We start from the raw sequence: 19,391 nt of genomic DNA on the forward strand, positions 1-19,391 counted from the left end.
CTTGCCGCACATCTCACGCAGAACTCAGGGACGATCAGCATGTTTAAGACCGCCTGCCGCCGCAGCTTTATTTTGTCACTGTTACTGTTACTCATGCAGTCGCTGTCTCTTGCCGCCCAGCAGGCGACGGCGCCAACGCGCACTCTCATCCGCGCCGGTCACATCATCGACGTGCACACCGGCAATGAAGCTGCCGATCAGACCATCATCGTTACCGGCGACAGCATCTCCGCGATCGCGCCTACTGCATCCACGCTAAAGCAGTCGGGCGATGCGGAGATCGATATGCGCAATATGACCGTCCTCCCCGGTCTCATCGACGTGCACACGCACCTCACCATGGACACGAACTTCGATCCTTATCATGAGCTTTCGACCAGTGTCGCCAAGAGCGCTCTTATCGGAGCGCGCAACGCGAAGGTCACGCTCGAAGCGGGATTCACCACCGTCCGCAACGTGGGCGCCGACGGATATGCAGACGTAGACCTCCGCGACGCCATCAACGAGGGCCTGATCGAAGGTCCACACATGCAGGTCAGCGGCCCGGCGCTTGGCATTACTGGCGGCCACTGCGACGATAATCTGCTGCCCTTCGAGTTTCACCAGACATCCGATGGAGTAGCCGACGGCGTCGAGGCGGTGCAGCATAAGGTCCGTGAGAATATCAAATACGGAGCCGACGTCATCAAGGTCTGCGCTACCGGTGGCGTCCTCTCCAAGGGCGACGATCCGCAGGCATCGCAGTACACGCTCGAAGAGCTAAAGGCTATCGTTGCCGACGCCCATCGACTTGGCCGCAAAGTGGCCGCGCACGCACACGGCGCGCAAGGAATCTTATGGGCTACGGAAGCGGGCATTGACTCCATCGAGCACGGCTCCTACATGAACGACGAAGATATCGCCGCCATGAAGCAGCATGGAAATTATTTTGTGCCCACGGCCTATCTCATCGACTGGATGCAGCAGTATGGCAACCTGCCGCCGTTCTATAAACAGAAAATGAAAGACGTAAGCGCCGTTGAAAAGGCTAACGCGAAGAAGGCTATCGCGGCAGGCGTGAAGGTTGCTCTCGGCACAGATGCCGCTGTCTACCCGCACGGCCTCAACGCGCACGAACTCGACGTTTACGTAAATCAGTTCGGAATGACGCCGCTTGCCGCGCTGCAGACGGCGACACTGAACGCCGCAGACCTCATGAGCTGGACGAATCATGTCGGCTCTATTGAAGCCGGCAAGTGGGCAGACGTCATCGCCGTCAATGGCGACCCGCTCAAAGATATCCGCATTCTCGAACATGTTCAGTTCGTCATGAAGTCCGGCATCGTCTACAAGAATGAGAGCGGAGCACTCGCGAAATGAAGGCAACGGCATTTGAATTCCGCTTTCGCGTGGTCATCATCTTCGTCATCTACTGCCTTGGCTTCTGGGCTCCGTGGGCGCGCTACATTGGCTCCAGCAGCGTCAGCACCGTGTGGCTTGAACTCTCAGGCGCGCTCGCCAGTGCTCACTGGCTCTCGCTCAGCGCCGCTACTATTCTGATTACCGTTGTTGCCATCGTCTTATTGCTCAAGGGAACCATCTTCCGCATATGGGGAACGGCCTATCTGGGTGCACCGGTTATGCAAGGCAGATCCATGCAGGGCGCGGCAATTGTCGCAGGGGGACCGTATCGCTACGTGCGCAATCCGCTTTACGTTGGTTCATTTCTTTCGGCAGTCGCAATTTCCATACTCATGCCACCTTCGGGAGCCATCTTCTTCCTCCTCGCTCAGGCTATCTTCTTCTTCCGGCTCATTCTCGGCGAAGAGGCGTATCTGACAGGGCAACAGGGCGAGACATATCTGGTGTACAAACAGAAAGTACCGCGCTTATTGCGCAGCCTGCGGGCCCGTGTACCTGCCTCGCCTGCGCGGCCGCAATGGCTCGCCAGTGTGCTTGCGGAGAGCTACTACATCGGGATCACTGCCTGTTTCGCCGTCCTCGCATGGCGCTACAATGCCTATCTGCTCACGCGCTGCGTCATCATCTGTTTCGGAGCTTCCCTGGTGCTGCGTGCGTTTGTGCCGCGAGAAATAACCGAGAGGTCCTGACCGTGATCGATCTAGCCCGCGATGTATCCACTGTGATTGAGGCCACAGTTCTGGTTGTCGGTGCACTCTTTCCCATCGTCAATCCGCTGGGCAGCGCCGCCATCTTCATCAACATGATCGGCAGCGTCGAGCCGAAAGTGCATCGCGCCCTCACGCAGAAGATCGCTATCTACAGCTTTTTTCTGCTTATCTGCTCGCTCTTGTGGGGTGTCAAGATTCTGACTTTCTTTGGAATCTCCATCTACGCCGTGCAGATAGGCGGAGGCCTGCTCGTCGCTGCTACCGGATGGTCGCTACTCTCGCAAGGCGCCAGCGGTGTTGGTTCCAAGTCACTGCAGGATGACAACATTCTCGACCACGCCTTTTATCCCTACACGCTGCCTATAACCATCGGTCCGGGCTCCATTTCCGTTGCCGTCGCCGTGGGCGCGCATCTGCCTGCCGAGGTGCATGCCCGTTCGTTTCTTTCGCCCGAAGTTTTGATCGCTGCCATTGCAGGCTCTGTCATCATCTGCCTGATCATCTATATCTGCTATCGCTACGCGAACGCAGCGGAGCGGCTGCTGGGCTCTACCGGGACGGCGGTTGTCATGCGCCTGTGTTCCTTCATCCTTATGTGCATCGGCGTGCAGATTCTCTGCACCGGAGTAAAAGATTACCTGGCGACGATCCACTTTTCCTGACCATCAAATCGGCTTTTTCCGCAAACACTATGCTGACCGGGAAGAACGTGTCGAGGATGTAAAACTTTCTGCTCACGACCATGCCCGCCTGCCTGAAGACGCGCGCATAGTTTCCCGTGTTCTTGTAATCGGAAATCACCGCAACACCGCCCGGCTTCAACACGCGGACAATCTCAAGACATGCGCGGTCACGCCCCTCTTTTTTCGGGATGTTATGCAGACACATATTCGATACGACGACGTCGAAGCGGTCGTCGAGGAATGTCATCTTCTCCGCGGGCGCATCGATCAACTCGCACCGATCCACCACGCCTTCTGCCGCAAGATTCTGCTCTGTGCGCTCGCGTTTGTTTTCGCTCAGGTCCTCCGCCTTCCAAATGTCGATGCCGACCGCATGACCTGTCGTCAGCTCCTTCGCGGCCGCAACCAGCAGCAGGCCGCGTCCTGTCCCGACGTCCAACACTTCTTCATTTCCCTTGAGCGTCGCCATGCGAATCATGCGATCGCGATGCCGCATCTTGCCGAACTTTGAATACAGCAGCATCAGAGCTGCCGTAGCCAGCAGCCAGAAGGCCGTCCATTCGAAGTGAATAATCTTCACCGGACCAATGGGAATAACCGGTGTAAATGCGCGAACGATCAGGAGCGCAGTGCCGCAGAGTGCGAGGTTGCGAATCACTCCGGGGGCGTCAATGCCATAGTCAACCTTTGCCACGATAGCCTTTCCTTACTACACGACTGTAAGCCCGCGGCGCAGGTTCGGGCAGTCGATTCCGTCACCAAAAGAGAATGACAAACGTCATGCGCGCAAAACAAAAAGGAAACGGAGTGACCCGTTTCCTTTTTGTATGGTGCCCAGCGCAGTAGAACTACTTCTTCGGCGGAGCGATCGTGTCCTTCGCAGCCTTGGCTACGCGGAACTTCACGACGGTCTTTGCCTTGATCTTGATCTGCTCACCGGTCTGCGGGTTGCGGCCGATGCGGGCCTTGCGCTCTGCCTTTACCAGGCGTCCGAGTCCGGGAATTACGAAGACGCCGTTCTTCTTCGTTTCCTTGATCGCTGTTTCGGCAAGCAGGTCGAGGAACGCCGCCGACTGCTTGTTGGTGAGTTCGAGCTTTTCCGCCAGCTGGCGAACGAGAGCTGTCTTCGTCATAGTTGTTGCCATTTTTTTCAATCCTCCTGGTTCTTTTTCCGCTGTCCCAGAACCTTTGCTGGTATCGCGTTTGCTTCAGATTTCTTTAGTTCCGTGGTCGCAGGATTCGCTTGAAACCCCTGTATCCATGCGGCTCCCAAAAAAACCTACCGCCGTTTACCTTGCGTCTTTTTGAAGCCATTGTCAACGGCAAAAGCCCTGTTTCCACAGGTTTTTTACGGTTTTTATTGGTTTTTTCCGGTTTTTCTGGATTTCGGACAATTTATTCGCCCAAAAAGGAATTGCGGAAGCCCTTGTACGGCGCGGCTTTCGCGTGCATTGGCCTTTTGCAGAGATGATGGCTAGTCTAGCCCTTTGCGCAGGGAGCGTCTACATCAGTTTGAAGATGTATTGCTTCTTTTTTTCCACATCCCGCGCAAATGGGCGATTTAGAAAATCGACAATTGGAGCCGCCAGCCGGAAGCGTTTCACCACCTCACCCGCGAACCCAGCGTCGAGCGCCGCCTGCGCCGGAAGTCGCGCCACGACTCCCCACTGCTGCTGCCGGATCAGGTCGAGACCCGGGTGTTCCTTGGGAAATCCCTTTGGCGGACGCGAAAGTGCCTGCGTATCGAGATCAAGATCCATCACTTTACGGAGCTTTTTGTCGTTCAGCATCCGTCGCAGCTCTTCATGCTGCTGCAGCAATTGCATGCGGATCGCCATCAGCTGTTCCTTTTGCGGCATATAAATGCCGGCTGCGATCACCACCTCGCTCGCCGAAAAATGAAAGTAATATCCGCCGCCGGAGGTCTTTTCAAGACCGTTGCGTGTCCACCACGCCGCCACATGTGTCTTGTAAGGAGACTTATCCGCCGAGAAGCGGATGTCCCGGTAAATGCGCATGATGCTCTTCTCCGCCGGTCGAACATGCGCCGGCGCAAACTCCGTCATCGCATCCGTTACACGTTCGACCAGGGCCAGCAGAGGCGGCTTTAACTCACGTTCGTATACATCCCGCCGCGCCTCAAACCATGCGCGGTCGTTATTTCGCTTCAATCCGCGCAGGAATTTCAGCGCCTCCGTGTTGAAATAAGGCTGAATCTCTTCCGTTTTTATCGTTTTTGAGCTGACCTTCGGCATAAACGCATTGTAAAGTTTGCAGAAGCGACGGATGTCTCGATTCCGTCAAAACGCAATCTGTAACTTTTTACCCCGCCCTCGCTCTAATGAGTATGAAACGCATTCTCTTGTGGGCGCTTGTCCTCGCTGCCGGTATCGCCATTGCCTATACCCAGACGGAAACCCGCAAAACGCCGATTCCCGCTGCACAGACGGATACAACCGCAGCAAAAAGCGGTAAAGCCACAGCCGTCTTTGCGGGCGGATGCTTCTGGGGTACGCAGGCTGTCTTCGAGCGCGTCAAGGGAGTTATCAACACCACCGCAGGCTACTCTGGCGGCTCCGCAGCCACTGCCCACTATGACGATGTGACCACCGAAACCACCGGCCACGCCGAGAGCGTCCGCGTCGTTTATGACCCGGCAAAGATTACGTACGGACAGCTGCTGCGCATCTTTTTCTCCGTCGCGCACGATCCCACACAGCTCAATCGCCAGGGCAATGATGTTGGAACATCGTATCGCTCGGTTATCTTTTACTCGGATGAAGAACAGCACCGCGTCGCCGACGCCTACATCAAGCAGCTGGATGCTGCGCATGTCTTTTCGGGCCTTATCGTGACGCAGGTCGTGCCGTTGAAAGCCTTCTATCCGGCTGAGTCCTACCACCAGGATTACGCGCTTCATAATCCTGGCAACCCGTACATTGAAGTCTGCGACCGCCCTAAAATCTCTGCTCTAAAAGAGCAATTCCCGGAGCTTTTCCAGCGTTACGAAGGCAAATAAACGCAGAATTCACGTTGCCCTGTTACTTTCGTCCGATGATGCGAAGCCTTCTCCTCGTCGCCGCGCTCATCACGTCAGCCGCAGCGCCTGCGCAACAAGCTCCCTCCATTGATGTACCTGCTGGCATGCACCCGCTTCTCGAAGCGAAAGGCGAAGGAGCGCAAATCTATACCTGCGCTGCCGGAAAGTGGATACTCAAAGCGCCTGACGCGAAGCTTCTTGACGCAAAAGGAACCGTCATCGGCGCGCACTTTGCCGGACCCACATGGAAACTGAGCGACGGCAGCGAAGTCAAAGGTAAAGCCATCGCCACGCAGTCTTCACCGGAAGCTGGCTCTGTGCCGTGGCTGCTGCTCCAAGCCGTCCCCGGCAGCGGATCAGGAAAATTCGCTGCCGTCACGTACATCCGCCGCACCGAAACCCACGGCGGTGCGGCTCCGAAAGAAGCCTGCACCAGTGGGGACTCTAGCCAGCCCTACACGGCAATTTATAGTTTTTACGCTAAGTAAGATCAGGATGCCGACGCATGGCAGCAGTCATAGCTCAACTGTTCATTCCAGTTTGACGGCCGTCCACCGGGCGTAAAGTCGAAGATATTCCAGATCGTATCGAGAGTCGCAAGGTGACGAGGATCCTGGCCCGGATCGGCTGGACCATACATCATCTCCGAGCTCCAGAAGTGTCGGATCTCATCGCCGGATCGATGAAAGACCGTCATCATCGGCAACTGGTCCCCCTCAGGCGATTCGGCGTGGTAGTGGCGTTTGAAGTTATTCCCCGCCACCGACAGCAGACAGAGGTTTTTCCAGCTGCGATCCTCGGCAAACGCAATCAGACGCTCTAACGGAGCCTTCGCAATGACCACGAAGTTGATCTTCTGATTCAAATGCTTCGCCGCCCCATCCAGCTGGTCGAGAAATGTAGTGCACGAGGGACACGGTCCGTCCTCCCGCTTCAATTGAGCCGTTACACCCTCCGACGGACCCGGTCGGTCATCCTGCGGCATGCGCGGAAACATGAAGTTATAAATCACCAGCGAATCCTTGCCCGGCGCGAACAGTTCCGAAAGCCTCAGCTTTGCTGGTACGCCGTCGGCATTGAGGCCGTCAAAGACATAATCTTCAGGAACGAGCCCACCCGGCGGCAATGCCCGCCGAGAGACGGCCACCGCTTCCATGGCGCGGCGAAGCGCAATTTCGTCCTGCATGAGGAGGTCGCGAGCGACACGATATTCGGCCGACTCGTTGGGAAAAGTGATGCTCATGATTTGGCTCCTGGTTTGTGTAGAGAAAGTCTACCGTTGTGGCCCGAGCCGGAACAAGACGAATGCCGCAGAACGCCAGTTTCACTCTGCCAGCCATCACAAAATCTAGATAGACAGCCGCAGCCATCCGCTACAATCCGAGCAAACCCATGCGCATATTCGTACGAACCATTTTGGCCATTTCCTGCCTGACCGGCATCCTTGCCGCCCAAGCCAAATCTCCAGTTACAACGCAGCAGATCAAGACTTTTTATGAATCTGGTTTGCAGCGCAACGGAATCCTCGGCAGCAGCCTCATGCTTATCCGCAATGGCGAGGTCGTACTGCACGACAACTACGGCAAACAGAGCGATACCCAACCAGTGGACGACAACACCACCTATCACTGGGCTTCCGTCACCAAGACCTTTACCGGAATCGCCATCATGCAGCTGCGCGATCGCGGCCTGCTCTCGCTCGACGATCCCCTCATCAAATACATCCCCGAGCTCGCCGCTGTGCACGACGAATATGGCACTGTCTCGGCCATCACCATCCGCGAGGCCATGTCGCATTCAAGCGGCTTCCGTGACGCTACCTGGCCCTGGCGCGACCAGGACTGGCAGCCCTTCGAGCCAACGCAGTGGTCGCAGATCGTCGCCATGCTGCCTTATTCCAATATCAAATTTGCGCCTGGCACGCGCTACAGCTACTCCAATCTCGCCGTCGTTTTCCTGGGCGAAATCATCGAGCGTCTATCCGGAGATCAGTTCGAGGTCTACATGCAGAAGAACATCTTTCGCCCCCTCGGCATGGACCACAGCTACTATGACCGCAGCCCGTATACACTGCTGCGCTATCGCTCCCATAGCTGGGACTTGAAAGACGGCAAGCTGACCGAAGATCCATTCGATTTCAACACCGGCATCACCCGCTCCAACGGCGGCCTCAACTCGCCCTTGCCGGACATGTTGAAATACATTCAGTTTCTATTAGGTGATCCGGCCCATCAGGCTGACTACGATGCCATTCTCAAGCGGTCATCGCTCGAAGAAATGTGGAAGCCAGTACTGACTGTCACGCCCGACGACGACTTCCCGTCACGCGCAGGCGCGCATGACTCCGTAGCCGAAAGCTTCTTCGTTCATAGCGATCACGGCCTGACGCTTATCGGCCATCCCGGATGGCAGAACGGATTTCGCAGCCAGATCAACATCGATCCGGCCACGCGCAGCGCCTACATCGTCGACTACAACACCGACGCGCAGGACACGAAACAAAACACGCGCAGCTTCAACATCGAGCTGCGCGATTTCCTGATCGATAATTTCTTTAGAACACGTGAAGCAAAAGCAGAATGATCACGATCAGCAGGATCAGGCTGATTCCGCCGCCGCCGTAATAGCCGATGCCCGGGCCCATGCGATAGCCGCCAAATCCGAAGACGAGGAGAAGAATAATGAGAATGATGAGAAGCATGTGTTGTCCTTTCTGAGTGACTCATTCACATTTGTGAAATCACTCGTAGGATGCGTCTTCCGCGCTTTCTGTGTGTGCTTTTTTTAGATTCTTGTGTCCGCCCGGGTTGACAGCGATCAATAATCTCCTTCAGGAGCGATCATTTCAAGCGGTTTTCTCTCGGCGGCGATTCCCCATACAGCCTGTGCCAGACCAGCGGCGGCCATCGCAACTGCCCCGAATACATACCCTGAAAACAGCAATGCGCGCGAGCCGCTGCCGATCAAATGGCCGAAGATCAACGGGCCAGATACTCCCCCGGCCAGCGTGCCGAAAGCATAGAAAATGGCAATCGCCGAGGCTCGAATCTCCTGCGGAAAAACTTCGCTCACCGTCAGATAGGCGGAGCTCGCCGCCGCCGACGCGAAGAAGAAGATCAGCGACCACCAGACCATTTGCCCGGCTACCGTAAGTTCGTGACGATAGAACATCCAGCTGCCGGCGAACAACAGCAGGCCGGAGAGGCCGTAAGTGGCTCCGATCATCTGCCGCCGTCCTACCGAATCAAACAGATACCCAAGCAGCGCCGGTCCCAAGAAGTTTGCTGCCGCAATCGGAAGAAAGTAATATCCCGCCGCTTGTGCCGACACACCGTAGTACCGCAGCAGAACCAGGGACAGTGAGAAAAATACCGAGTTATAGAAGAATGCCTGTGCCGCCATCAGACCGAAACACAGCAGCGCCCGCCGCCGGTATTCACCCTGCAATAGCCGTCGCAGGCGACGCAGAGTTTGTCGCCGTCCACTCTCATATCGAACAAGGTCCGCCGTTTGTACGGGAGGAAGCGCGCCCGCTTCACGCCGCACCGACTCCTCAATCGTCTGAACAACTGCCGCCGCCTCTGTTTGCAATCCCTGACGCAGCAACCAGCGCGGGCTCTCCGGAACAAACCGGCGCATCAGCAGAACGGCAGCGCCAAGCGGAACGCCGGACAGGAATGCAAGCCGCCATCCGAGTTTTTCTCCAAACACGGCAGAGGAAAGGAAAGCCACGGACACCAGGGCTCCGAGAATAATCCCAAGCCAGAACGTGCCGTTGATCCAGAGATCGACCCGTCCCCGCAGCCGTGCGGGAAGCAATTCATCCACTGCGGAATTCACCGCGGCATACTCGCCGCCAATCCCTGCTCCCGTTATTGTCCGGAAAAAGGTAAAACTCGCGAGACTCCAGGAGAGCCCTGTCGCCGCAGTGGCGCAAAGATACAGCAGCAGCGTCCACAGAAAGAGCCTGCGCCGTCCATAGCGGTCGGCTAGATATCCAAAAACTAAAGCACCCGCCACCGCGCCCATCAGATAGAACGAAGAGCTGAGGCCAAGTTGGGCATCGGTAAGGCCAAGCGTTGCAGAACTCTTCAGCGCGCCGGCAAGCGACCCGCCCAGGCTCCCTTCGAGGCCATCAAGCAACCATGTGATTGAAAGCGCGGTGACAATTCGCAGATGCCAGCCACTCCACGGCAGCCGGTCCAGTCGTGCGGGAATGTCGGTCTCAATCAGCGCTTCTTACCTCGCTCAGGCTGCACGGTGAGATGCATCTTAAGCCGATAAATCCCCCGCGCAGATCATGGAATTACGAATTACCGGAGCGCGCCGCAAACTCGCGAGCCCGTTCCAACAGCAATTCCCGCTCACGCGCGTTGCGGGTCATTGAGGCGGCGCGTTCACACTCCGCCTGAGCCTCGTCATACCGGTGCAGTTTGGCCAACAGGTCACCGCGCACGCTCGGCAACAGGTGATAGCCCTTGAGCGCAGGCTCGGTGTTCAACTCGTCTACCAGCTCCAATGCCGCCGCTGGCCCAGACGCCATGCCCACCGCAACCGCGCGGTTCAATTCAACAATCGGTGAAGGCATCACCTGTGCAAGCTCGCCATAAACCTCCACAATGCGGGCCCAGTCTGTCTCATCTGCGACTACCGCCCGTGCATGACATGCCGCAATCGCAGCCTGCAGGGCATACGGTCCCCGCGCTTCGCCCAGAGCGTCGGCGCGCTCCAGCGCCTGCAACCCACGACGGATCAGCAACCGGTCCCATCGCGCCCTGTCCTGATCGAGCAACAGCACCGGCCGTCCCTCCGGCCCTGTCCGCGCCGCAGACCGAGACGCTTGAATCTCCATCAACGCGACCAGCCCATGCGCTTCCGCTTCACCCGGAGCAAGCTCCGCAAGAATGCGTCCCAGCCGTAGCGCATCTTCGCAAAGCGCGGGCCTCATCCAGTCGTCGCCCGCTGTTGCCGAATAGCCTTCGTTAAAAATCAGGTAGATGACGCTCAGGACTGAAGCCAGCCGCCGCGGCAGTTCATCGCCGCGCGGAACTTCAAACGGAATATGCTCCTGTGCCAGCGTTTTCTTGGCGCGGACGATCCGCTGCGCAATGGTGGCTTCAGGAACCAGAAACGCCCGGGCAATCTCATCGGTCGTAAGACCGCCCAGCAGGCGCAATGTGAGCGCCGTGCGGGCCTCGGACGAGAGCACCGGATGGCACGCAATAAAAATCAATCGCAGAAGATCGTCGCCAATGTCGTCATCGAGAGCTGCGTTGAAGTCCGGCACGGCCAGCTCCTTCGCTTCCATCTCGCGGCCAAGCTCTTCATGCTTGCGCTCGAGCATCTGCCTTCGCCGCAGCTGATCGAGCGCGCGATGCTTCGCCGTGGCCATCAGCCACGCGCCAGGCTTTTCCGGAATGCCCAACTCGGGCCACTTCTCCAGCGCGCAAACCAGCGCTTCCTGCGCCAGATCTTCTGCGAGGCCCACATCGCGCACCATGCGCGTGAGTCCGGCAATCAGTTTTGCCGACTCTATTCTCCATACCGCGTCGATCGTGCCATGAATATCCGTAGCCGTCACAGCTAACGATCACATCATCATTGCCGCTGACTAAGCAAGCTGGCAGTCGAGTACCGGACGGATTTCGTACTCCGCTTCCACATCGCCGCGCAGCGTTGGGCAGCGCTTGATCCAGGCAATTGCTTCTTCTTTCGAAGCAACCTCGATCATCGTCACTCCCGCTATGAGTTCCTTCGACTCGGAAAATGGTCCGTCCACAGTCGAGAACTCGCCTTTCGAAAAACGAACCCGCGTCCCGCGCGAAGTTGGCTGCAGTCTCTCCACCGCCACTAAGGCCCCAGCCTTCTTCATCTCTTCGTCGTACTCATGCATCGCCTGAAAAAGCTCTTTGCTCGCCGGAATATCCGAATCCATCGTCGCATCGGATTTCCGCAAAATCACAAACCGCATCGTGTGCAACCTCCATCAGCTCGAACGCCGCAATGGAATCATTGCACACAAGGGCTCATCTCGCAGACACAGCCCCGCCCACAGCAAAATTCCCATATACACAGGAAACAGCGTATTCGAGAACAGCGGATTTCCCACGCGCCACTGGACCGCCACCGCGCCGCCAAGATATCCCGTTAACAGAACTGCGCCCAGTACCGCCGTATTCGGAATGGCATAAAGAATCGTGCAGAGAAGCAGCACAATTCCCGTCGTGATCGTAATTTCGTCCGGCCATCCCAGCGCCGCCTGGGCCTTGAGCACTGGAGCTGGTTTCATCAGCTTCATCACGCTGTCCATCAAAAGAAAAAGAACGACCAGTCCGCTCAATATGCGTCCCGTCCAGAGTCTCTTCGCTGAAACCGTATTGCCAATTGCAACTTCCTGCATAAATCCTCCCCAGAAAAAAAGGCTCTGCCTTCGTTCACAACAGAGCCCTCGCTTAATTCACGCCGGCTGCACGGTGTTCACCATCCACGGAATACCAAAGCGATCCGTCACCATCCCGAACTTTGGCGACCAGAAGGTCTGCGCGATCGGCATCGTCACATTCCCTTTTTCAGCCAACGCAGCGAAGATGCGATCTGCTTCTGCTACGTCATTCACTGAGATAGATACCGTTAAGCCTTGCGGCTTGTGGTAATACTGCGGCGGAGCGTCGGACCCCAGCAGCATCCTGTCACCGACTCTCAACGAAATGTGCATGATCTTGCCGCTCCACTCCGGTGGAAACTGACCGGCCATCGGTGACTCACCGTGGGTCATCTTGAATTCGATCTTCCCGCCGAAACACTGCTCGTAAAATTTGAATGCTTCTTCGCAATCGCCGCTGAAATTCAAATATGAATCGATCTGCATAGCTCTCTCTCTCTCTCAAACAAAGATTCGTCATCCTGACGATGGGTACAAGTGAAACCTTTTTGGGGGCTTATTTTAGCGCCACCTGCGCATGCTGCTGGTGTACTCCAGGCGCCGATCCAACGCAGACATCGCCCTGCTCGTAGATCTGGCGAATCTCGGTCTCGCCGTCGCCTGCGACTTCAAGAAATCGCTTTGAAAGTTCAATCGCCTCATCCTTCGACTCTGTCTCGAGCAGCGCAAAGCCGGCGATCAGCTCCTTCGATTCGGTAAACGGTCCATCCACCACGGCGAACTTCCCGTTAGAAAGCCGCAATCGAGCGCCATTCGCGCTCGGCATGCAGCCTTCTGTCGCAATCAGCTTGCCGGTCTTCGTCATCTCTTCAATGAACGCTCCCATCTTCGTAAAGTCCTCCTGCGTTGGTGGAGCGCCTTCTTCTTTCGCCGGTTTGTATACGCACAAAAATTTCATCGTTTCATCTCCTTAAATTGCTTTCTAGAATTCCCTCTGCCTATCCATCGAATGGCGCTGAGTTAATTCGACACACGCACCAAAATTAATTTTGTGCAGCTACTTGCGCGCGCAGACGGTCATCCTGTTCTTTCAGCTCTGGAGTCAGCGCGTCGCCTAAATCTTCTGCTTCGTACACCGGCCGAATCTCAATATACGACTCCTCCCTGGGAAACGGGCATGGACAGCGTTTCACCCACTCCACCGCCTCTTCCATCGATTTCACCTGCCAGATCCAGTAGCCGGCCACCAGCTCTTTTGCTTCCGCGAACGGCCCATCGATCACCGTGCGCTCCGCACCGGAAAACAGCACCCGCTTGCCCTTCGAGCTCGGCTGCAATCCATCGGCAGCCAGCAGCACACCGGCCTTCACCAGCTCTTCGTTGAACTTGCCCATCTCTGCCAACATTTCGCTCATCTCTTCGGTTGGCGGCAGCCCCGCCTCCGATTGCTTTGTTCCCTTCACCAACACCATCACACGCATACGTCTCTCCTTCGTTTGGAAGTCCATCGTTGGGCGATTTACCCTTGTATCTCACCCTCTACTCACACGTCGAACGGCACACCGCGAAATCGACACGCTGTCGAACTTTTCCTAAGATATTTATGGATTAAGAACGCCCACCCTCAACGCAGGGAACACGATACGATCTCCATCATGTCCGACGTCTCAGCTTTGCACCTCAACCTCTGGAAGCAGAATCTCGGTCGGGTGCCCGACTCGGTATGGGAACAAATCGACCTCGAATCCCTGGTTTTGGCCGAGAATCAACTGGCAGAAATTTCCGATCGCATCGCAGGCCTGAAGCGCCTCCGCATGCTCGACCTCGGCCACAACCAACTCAGCCGGATTCCGGATGCCATAGGCAATCTCGAAGCGCTCACTGATTTTCTCTATCTCCACGACAACCAGCTGACCACGCTCCCTGCATCCATCGAGCGTTTGAAACATCTCCGCTACCTGAACATCAGTGACAATCAATTCTCGATATTCCCCGAAGCCCTCTGCCGTCTCGACCATCTCATCGAGCTGCGTGCCTCCGGCAATCAGCTCACAGCAGTTCCGGGTTCCATATCTCAGCTCCGAAATCTCCGCGAGCTGCATCTCAGAGACAATCGCCTTTCTTCGCTGCCGCCATCCATCGGCGAGCTGTGTGGCCTCCGCCACATCGACCTTCGCGGCAACCCAATTCAATCACTGCCATCGACTCTGGCCGAACTCCCGAAACTCGAAAAAGTCGATCTGCGCTGGGTCGTCAATTTTTCAAGACCAGTAGAACTCCCCGCATGGCTAAGTGAACTCGAAGCAAATGGCTGCCTCATCTGTAGATAATTCCCGCGTCCAGGAGCGGCGGTCGATCCAGAAAGCAGAAAAGGCGCCGCAATGGCGCCTTTTATTTTGCAAGGCAACAAACCTTTACCAGCCGAACAGCGAATAGTGCGGTTGCGGGACGTATACCGATCCGCTCAGGTCCGCATCGGTAAATCCGAACACGAAGAACTGGTTGGGATTCGTATTCGGTCCGCTGTAATCCTGGAGGAAGTCATTGTCGTTCGCCACCCAGATCGTGTGCACCATCTTGCCGTTGTAGTTCACGTCTGGTCCAAAGGAAACGCCTTCGATCTTCGCTGGAATCTGGTCTGCGGTAATGCCGTTGGCGGTCAGGACTTTGACCACATCCAGAAACAGCGTCTTCGGCACAGCGTGCGCAGCTGCTGCTGTGCCGTCCATGTTGCTCACGTCGGTTGCACCGTTCAGATCGATCTTGAAGAACTGCTTCACCTTCGCCTTGCTGCCGTCGCCCAGACCCTTGCCGTCGCGCTCGTCCACAATCATCTCGTGGTCGTTCAGCGCCGTAATCTCGCTCACGCCGGAACCGGTCGTCAGCAGATACGCGTATTGGTGCGTCGTGCGGCCTGAAAGAATATCGATCGTCACAATGCGCAACACATTAGCCACATCGCCGCCTTCTGCCGCATCCTGGATCAGCGAATTCTGGATGATGCCCACCAGCGTCCGTCCATCCGGAGTAATCGCCAGCCCTTCCATGCCCTTGTTCGGAACACGGCCGGTATTGTTTGTCGCCTGCTCCTCATCACCTGTGGGCTTCGGATTCGCCACATAGAAATCTGCCGGAATCGTAAAGGTCCTGAGCCGCTCGCCCGTCGCACGCAGGAACTGATAGATATACGGTCCGTACTCATCCGAGATGAAAACCGTAAGCCCATCGTTCGATACGCGAATGCTCTCCGGGTCCAGTCGCGCATCCAGCACATCCGCCGAGCCGTGTTCCGGATCATAGCCATCCGATCGGCCCGTAAAATAGTGCTTCAGCAACGTGTTGATCGGCGGCTTGCCAGGAATGATATTCAATCCCGCGCCCGTGCCGTAATTGAGAGGAAGCAGCGCGTTCAGCAGGGTTGTTGCGCGCAGCGTGGGCGTCAGCGTAAACGGCAGACCGCTGCCGCTGTTTGGCGCCAGATCCATCGTGATCGTATGGAAGCGGTTCACATACGCTACCGTGTCGTCCACCAGCGGATTGAAGCTCACCGCATTCGGCCCGCGGTCCGGCACTGCGAGAAAGGTATTGCCACCGGCGTAGGTAATGCCGGAGCCAAATCCGCCCAGCAAATTCGCGGGAACTCCATTTTCCAGCGTGTATTTCAATCCTGATAAGTCTTGATATGAGCCGGCACTCGATCCAGTCAGCGTACTCTTGCCCAGTAAAGTTACTTGAGCTTGCAGCGATGCGCACACAATCGCAACCACCGCTGCGCAATACGAGATTTTTTTCACGGGGAATTCTCCTCTGCTCTCGGTCTGAGAAGCAGCCAGAATTCTAAGCAGGCAATGTAAACATCAGTTCAATTCCAATTTCTGAATACTGCCCGACCAAAATTCACTTGAGTAATCTCGAAACTCTCCTCTTGACAATCTAGTGGGCGCAGCGCATCATTCCTCTTGATTAACTAGAGGAGAGTTTCGGAATGTCCGACAAACCCAGCGACCTCGTTCAGGGAACGCTCGAAATGCTCGTCCTGAAGACGCTCGCGCTTGAGCCCATGCACGGTTTCGGCGTCGCCCTTCGCATCGAGCAGATCAGCAGCGGCGTTTTCCGCGTCAATCCCGGCTCGTTGTTTCCCGCCTTTAACCGGCTCGAACGCGCGGGCCGTATCAAGGCCGAATGGCGCTCGACGGAAAACAATCGCCGCGCAAAGTACTACGTCCTCACTGACAGCGGCCGCAAAGCGCTGAAGGAAGAAACCCGCGAATGGGGCCGCCAGATCGCCGCCATCAGCCGCATTCTCGAAGCCTGAGCAGGACACCATGAGACCTTTGCGAGCTTTTCTGATGGGCCTGAAGGCACTCTGCCACAAAGACCAGAGAAACCGCGATCTGGATGAAGAGCTGAGCGGCTACATCGAGGCTGCTGCGCAGGAGAAGATGCGCGGCGGCATGAACCATGAAGAAGCTTTGAGCGCAGCTCGCGCGGAGATGGGAACCATGGAAACAGTAAAGCAGCAAGTGCGCTCCTCCGGTTGGGAATCGCTGGCCGAATCCATCTGGCAGGACATTCGTTACGGCCTGCGTCAATTGATCCACAGCCCCGGCTTCACCGTGACCGCCGTACTCACGCTGGCGCTCGGCATCGGAGCCAACACCGCGATCTTTACTCTCATGCATGCTGTCATGCTGAAGCAGTTGCCCATCGCCAATCCCCATCAGCTCTATCGTGTTGGCGAAGGCGAATATTACTGCTGCGAATGGGGCGGCCTTGAAGGCTCATGGGGCACTTTCGATTACCCCTTCTATAAACATCTGCGCGACACCAACCCATCCTTCGAGCAGCTTGCCGCCTTCTCCGGTGGAACGACTTCATTCAACATTCGACGTGCAGGTTCATCTGGATCCGCTCAGACCGCGGGCGGCGAATATGTCTCCGGAAACTACTTTGCAACATTGGGAATTCAAGCCAGTCTGGGCCGCCTGATCCATCCTTCTGACGACCAATCGGAAGCCGCCGCCGTTGCGGTGATGAGTTATCGCACATGGAAAGAGAAGTACGGCGCTGATCCGGCCATCGTCGGAACTACAATCTCGTTAGACGGTCAGCCCGTCACGCTCATCGGTATCGCGCCCGAAGGCTTCTTTGGTGACCGACTCTCCGCTTATCCACCCGAACTATGGATTCCACTGAGCCAGGAACCAGCCTTTGAAGGCAATGGCCAGAAATCCATCCTCAACTCATCCGGTGATGCGTGGCTGTATGTTACCGGCCGTTTGAAACAAGGTGCAGTGCCAGCGCAAGTGCAGGCACAGCTTACGACTGACATCCAACACTGGCTCCAGTCCGAAAGAAAGCTCAACAAAGACGATCTAGCAGACCTGCCGAAGCAGCACATTCAGCTCACACCCGGCGGCACAGGCATTTCATCTTTTCGCAGCAGCTCGAAAAACGGACTCTACCTGCTTTCAGCCGCATCCGCACTCGTGCTGCTCATCGCATGCGCCAATCTGGCGAATCTGCTGCTCGCTCGCAGCACCGCTCGCCAGCACCAGACCGCTCTGCGCCTCTCACTCGGAGCCTCGCGCGCACGCCTGATACGCGCTGTGCTGACTGAAAGCGTGCTACTCTCTGCGATCGGCGGCCTGGCCGGGTTGCTGCTTGCATATCTCGGAACCAGGGCCATTCTGCTAATCGTCTTTCGCGGAGCAACGTATGTCCCCGTTCACGCCACGCCATCGCTGCCGATATTTGCCTTCGCGTTACTGCTTTCCGTTCTCACCGGAGTGATCTTCGGCATCGCCCCCGCATGGATCGGGACGCATGCTGATCCTTCCAAAGGCCTGCGCGCCGCCAGCCGCAGCGCGACGCATCATTCGGCAAAGCCGCAAAAGATTCTCATCATCCTGCAGGCCGCGCTTTCCATTATCCTGCTTGCCGTGGCCGGCCTCGTAACACAGAGCTTGCGCAATCTGGAAAAAACCGACCTCGGCTTCCAGACGCAAGGCAGGCTTCTCGCCAGCATCAGCTTCAAAGCTGCCGGATACAAACCTGAGCAACTTCCAGCGCGCTATGAAGAGCTTCAGCATCGCCTAGAGTTAATCCCCGGAGTGCGCAGCGCAAGCCTCTCGCTCAACAGTCCGCAGAATCTTTGCTGCGTCAACCTCGGTGTCACCATCGGCGGACGCACCGACAAATGGATCGAGGACGTCAACATCGTCTACAACCGCGTGAGCCCACATTATTTTCAGACTCTCGGTACGCCGCTTCTGCGCGGCCGAGCCATCACCGATCAGGACACGCAAGCCTCCCAGCACGTCGCCGTTGTCGATGAATCCTTCGCGCGAACCTTCTTTCCCGGCGAAGACGCTATCGGAAAGAGATTCGGCATGTCGCTGCCCGGCCACGGATACGACTATCAGATCATCGGCATTGTGCGCGACGCAAAATACAAGAACCCCTCCATTACCGCCAGCCCCACTATGTTTCTACCCTTTACACAGACCACGCAGTTCGGACCGTCGGGTTATCAGCGCCTCGAAACTGGCACGCTCTACGCACAATCCATTCAACTCAGCGTCACTGGCGCTCCGGAAGGCTATGAGAAGCCGCTCATCAACGCATTGGCCAGCGTCGACCCCAATCTGTCAGTGGTTCGCGTCATCACCTACTCCGAACAGATCGCCACGCAGTTCAACCAGGAGCGTCTCATCGCGCGACTCACCGGCCTCTTTAGCTTGCTTGCGCTGGTGCTTGCATCCATCGGCCTCTATGGGGTGACAGCCTACAACGTCACGCGACGCGTGAATGAGATCGGCACGCGCATGGCCCTCGGCGCCAGTCGCGGCAACATTGTGAGCATGGTGCTGCGAGGCGCATTTTCTCAAGTTGCCATTGGAATTTGCATCGGTCTGCCACTCGCCATCCTCATCGGACGCTATCTGGCCCACCAGCTTTATGCAGTGAGCCGCTTCGATCCCCTCGTGCTCGGCCTATCCGCGTTCGTTCTATGTGCGTGTGCTCTTATCGCCGGCCTTTTTCCCGCGCGCCGCGCCGCATCCATCGAGCCCATGGAGGCGCTGCGAATCGAGTAGCCGCGACAACGTTAAAAGTCTGGGCGGAAATCAGCTTTCGACTGCCCTAGCGAGCGAGACGAAGGAGGCACGCTTTCC

Annotated in this window: 22 protein-coding genes; 9 read left to right on the forward strand and 13 right to left on the reverse strand. The window is 56.7% G+C overall.

Annotated elements, in window-relative coordinates; all coding sequences use genetic code 11:
- The first annotated feature begins 39 nt into the window (after nucleotides 1-39).
- The 3 genes from GSQ86_RS22375 to GSQ86_RS22385 are packed head-to-tail and all read left to right on the forward strand — an operon-like array spanning nucleotide 40 to nucleotide 2,773.
- Nucleotides 40-1,359 carry an amidohydrolase family protein gene (locus tag GSQ86_RS22375; protein ID WP_158752352.1) on the forward strand — a complete coding sequence of 440 codons (1,320 nt, stop codon included), beginning with the start codon at nucleotides 40-42 and terminating at the stop codon, nucleotides 1,357-1,359.
- A complete protein-coding gene (locus GSQ86_RS22380) occupies nucleotides 1,356-2,090 on the forward strand; it encodes an isoprenylcysteine carboxylmethyltransferase family protein (protein ID WP_158752353.1) in 735 nt (244 codons plus the stop codon). The genes GSQ86_RS22375 and GSQ86_RS22380 overlap by 4 nt, the downstream gene beginning before the upstream one ends.
- A 2-nt stretch (nucleotides 2,091-2,092) precedes the next feature.
- Complete coding sequence (locus GSQ86_RS22385; protein ID WP_158752354.1) at nucleotides 2,093-2,773, forward strand: MarC family protein; 681 nt, start codon at nucleotides 2,093-2,095, stop codon at nucleotides 2,771-2,773.
- On the opposite strand, the gene GSQ86_RS22390 is transcribed toward GSQ86_RS22385, so the two are convergent.
- The 3 genes from GSQ86_RS22390 to GSQ86_RS22400 form a co-directional block, all read right to left on the reverse strand.
- Entirely contained in the window at nucleotides 2,703-3,488 is a 786-nt protein-coding gene (locus GSQ86_RS22390) for a class I SAM-dependent methyltransferase (protein WP_158752355.1), read from the reverse strand. The genes GSQ86_RS22385 and GSQ86_RS22390 overlap by 71 nt on opposite strands.
- 154 nt (nucleotides 3,489-3,642) lie before the next feature.
- On the reverse strand, nucleotides 3,643-3,939 hold the full coding sequence (locus tag GSQ86_RS22395; protein WP_158752356.1) for an HU family DNA-binding protein: 297 nt from the start codon (nucleotides 3,937-3,939) through the stop codon (nucleotides 3,643-3,645).
- A gap of 357 nt (nucleotides 3,940-4,296) precedes the next feature.
- Nucleotides 4,297-5,049, reverse strand: coding sequence for a DUF2461 domain-containing protein (locus GSQ86_RS22400; protein ID WP_254062558.1), 753 nt, complete (start codon nucleotides 5,047-5,049; stop codon nucleotides 4,297-4,299).
- Between the two features lie 92 nt (nucleotides 5,050-5,141).
- On the opposite strand from GSQ86_RS22400, the gene msrA reads away from it, so the two are divergent.
- Nucleotides 5,142-5,813, forward strand: coding sequence for a peptide-methionine (S)-S-oxide reductase MsrA (gene msrA / locus GSQ86_RS22405; RefSeq protein ID WP_158752357.1), 672 nt, complete (start codon nucleotides 5,142-5,144; stop codon nucleotides 5,811-5,813).
- A gap of 14 nt (nucleotides 5,814-5,827) precedes the next feature.
- Nucleotides 5,828-6,322 carry a DUF3455 domain-containing protein gene (locus tag GSQ86_RS22410; RefSeq protein ID WP_216841258.1) on the forward strand — a complete coding sequence of 165 codons (495 nt, stop codon included), beginning with the start codon at nucleotides 5,828-5,830 and terminating at the stop codon, nucleotides 6,320-6,322.
- A gap of 2 nt (nucleotides 6,323-6,324) precedes the next feature.
- Here the strand turns inward: GSQ86_RS22410 and GSQ86_RS22415 are convergent, their stop codons facing one another.
- On the reverse strand, nucleotides 6,325-7,077 hold the full coding sequence (locus GSQ86_RS22415) for a DUF899 family protein (protein ID WP_158752359.1): 753 nt from the start codon (nucleotides 7,075-7,077) through the stop codon (nucleotides 6,325-6,327).
- 149 nt (nucleotides 7,078-7,226) lie between these two features.
- Here GSQ86_RS22415 and GSQ86_RS22420 point away from each other — a divergent pair, with 149 nt between their 5' ends.
- On the forward strand, nucleotides 7,227-8,417 hold the full coding sequence (locus GSQ86_RS22420) for a serine hydrolase (RefSeq protein WP_158752360.1): 1,191 nt from the start codon (nucleotides 7,227-7,229) through the stop codon (nucleotides 8,415-8,417).
- On the opposite strand, the gene GSQ86_RS22425 is transcribed toward GSQ86_RS22420, so the two are convergent.
- From GSQ86_RS22425 to GSQ86_RS22460, 8 genes are all read right to left on the reverse strand, one after another.
- Nucleotides 8,389-8,535 (reverse strand): DUF3309 family protein, encoded by a 147-nt coding sequence (locus GSQ86_RS22425; protein ID WP_158752361.1) that lies wholly within the window; start codon nucleotides 8,533-8,535, stop codon nucleotides 8,389-8,391. The genes GSQ86_RS22420 and GSQ86_RS22425 overlap by 29 nt on opposite strands.
- Before the next feature lie 116 nt (nucleotides 8,536-8,651).
- Complete coding sequence (locus GSQ86_RS22430) at nucleotides 8,652-9,977, reverse strand: MFS transporter (protein ID WP_254062559.1); 1,326 nt, start codon at nucleotides 9,975-9,977, stop codon at nucleotides 8,652-8,654.
- 163 nt (nucleotides 9,978-10,140) lie between these two features.
- Nucleotides 10,141-11,415, reverse strand: a complete 1,275-nt coding sequence (locus GSQ86_RS22435; RefSeq protein WP_254062560.1) for an RNA polymerase sigma factor — start codon at nucleotides 11,413-11,415, stop codon at nucleotides 10,141-10,143.
- Between the two features lie 30 nt (nucleotides 11,416-11,445).
- Nucleotides 11,446-11,805: a YciI family protein gene (locus tag GSQ86_RS22440; protein ID WP_158752362.1), complete on the reverse strand. Its 360-nt coding sequence runs from the start codon at nucleotides 11,803-11,805 to the stop codon at nucleotides 11,446-11,448.
- Nucleotides 11,806-11,820: 15 nt separating this feature from the next.
- Nucleotides 11,821-12,234, reverse strand: coding sequence for a DoxX family protein (locus tag GSQ86_RS22445; RefSeq protein WP_158752363.1), 414 nt, complete (start codon nucleotides 12,232-12,234; stop codon nucleotides 11,821-11,823).
- A 57-nt stretch (nucleotides 12,235-12,291) separates the two neighbouring features.
- The gene (locus tag GSQ86_RS22450; protein WP_158752364.1) at nucleotides 12,292-12,702 is read right to left on the reverse strand and encodes a VOC family protein; all 411 of its coding nucleotides are present in this window, start codon (nucleotides 12,700-12,702) and stop codon (nucleotides 12,292-12,294) included.
- 70 nt (nucleotides 12,703-12,772) lie between these two features.
- Nucleotides 12,773-13,174, reverse strand: coding sequence for a YciI family protein (locus GSQ86_RS22455; protein ID WP_158752365.1), 402 nt, complete (start codon nucleotides 13,172-13,174; stop codon nucleotides 12,773-12,775).
- Between the two features lie 85 nt (nucleotides 13,175-13,259).
- Complete coding sequence (locus tag GSQ86_RS22460) at nucleotides 13,260-13,697, reverse strand: YciI family protein (RefSeq protein ID WP_158752366.1); 438 nt, start codon at nucleotides 13,695-13,697, stop codon at nucleotides 13,260-13,262.
- Between the two features lie 174 nt (nucleotides 13,698-13,871).
- Here GSQ86_RS22460 and GSQ86_RS22465 point away from each other — a divergent pair, with 174 nt between their 5' ends.
- Nucleotides 13,872-14,546, forward strand: a complete 675-nt coding sequence (locus GSQ86_RS22465; protein ID WP_158752367.1) for a leucine-rich repeat domain-containing protein — start codon at nucleotides 13,872-13,874, stop codon at nucleotides 14,544-14,546.
- 84 nt (nucleotides 14,547-14,630) lie between these two features.
- Here the strand turns inward: GSQ86_RS22465 and GSQ86_RS22470 are convergent, their stop codons facing one another.
- Nucleotides 14,631-16,010 (reverse strand): esterase-like activity of phytase family protein, encoded by a 1,380-nt coding sequence (locus GSQ86_RS22470; protein WP_158752368.1) that lies wholly within the window; start codon nucleotides 16,008-16,010, stop codon nucleotides 14,631-14,633.
- Nucleotides 16,011-16,201: 191 nt separating this feature from the next.
- Between GSQ86_RS22470 and GSQ86_RS22475 the strand changes: the two genes are divergently transcribed.
- Both GSQ86_RS22475 and GSQ86_RS22480 read left to right on the forward strand, forming a co-directional pair.
- Entirely contained in the window at nucleotides 16,202-16,531 is a 330-nt protein-coding gene (locus GSQ86_RS22475) for a PadR family transcriptional regulator (protein ID WP_158752369.1), read from the forward strand.
- A 10-nt stretch (nucleotides 16,532-16,541) separates the two neighbouring features.
- Nucleotides 16,542-19,313: an ABC transporter permease gene (locus GSQ86_RS22480; protein ID WP_158752370.1), complete on the forward strand. Its 2,772-nt coding sequence runs from the start codon at nucleotides 16,542-16,544 to the stop codon at nucleotides 19,311-19,313.
- The last annotated feature ends 78 nt before the right edge of the window (nucleotides 19,314-19,391 follow it).

This window comes from Acidobacterium sp. S8 (assembly GCF_009765985.1).
Taxonomy (GTDB): domain Bacteria; phylum Acidobacteriota; class Terriglobia; order Terriglobales; family Acidobacteriaceae; genus Alloacidobacterium.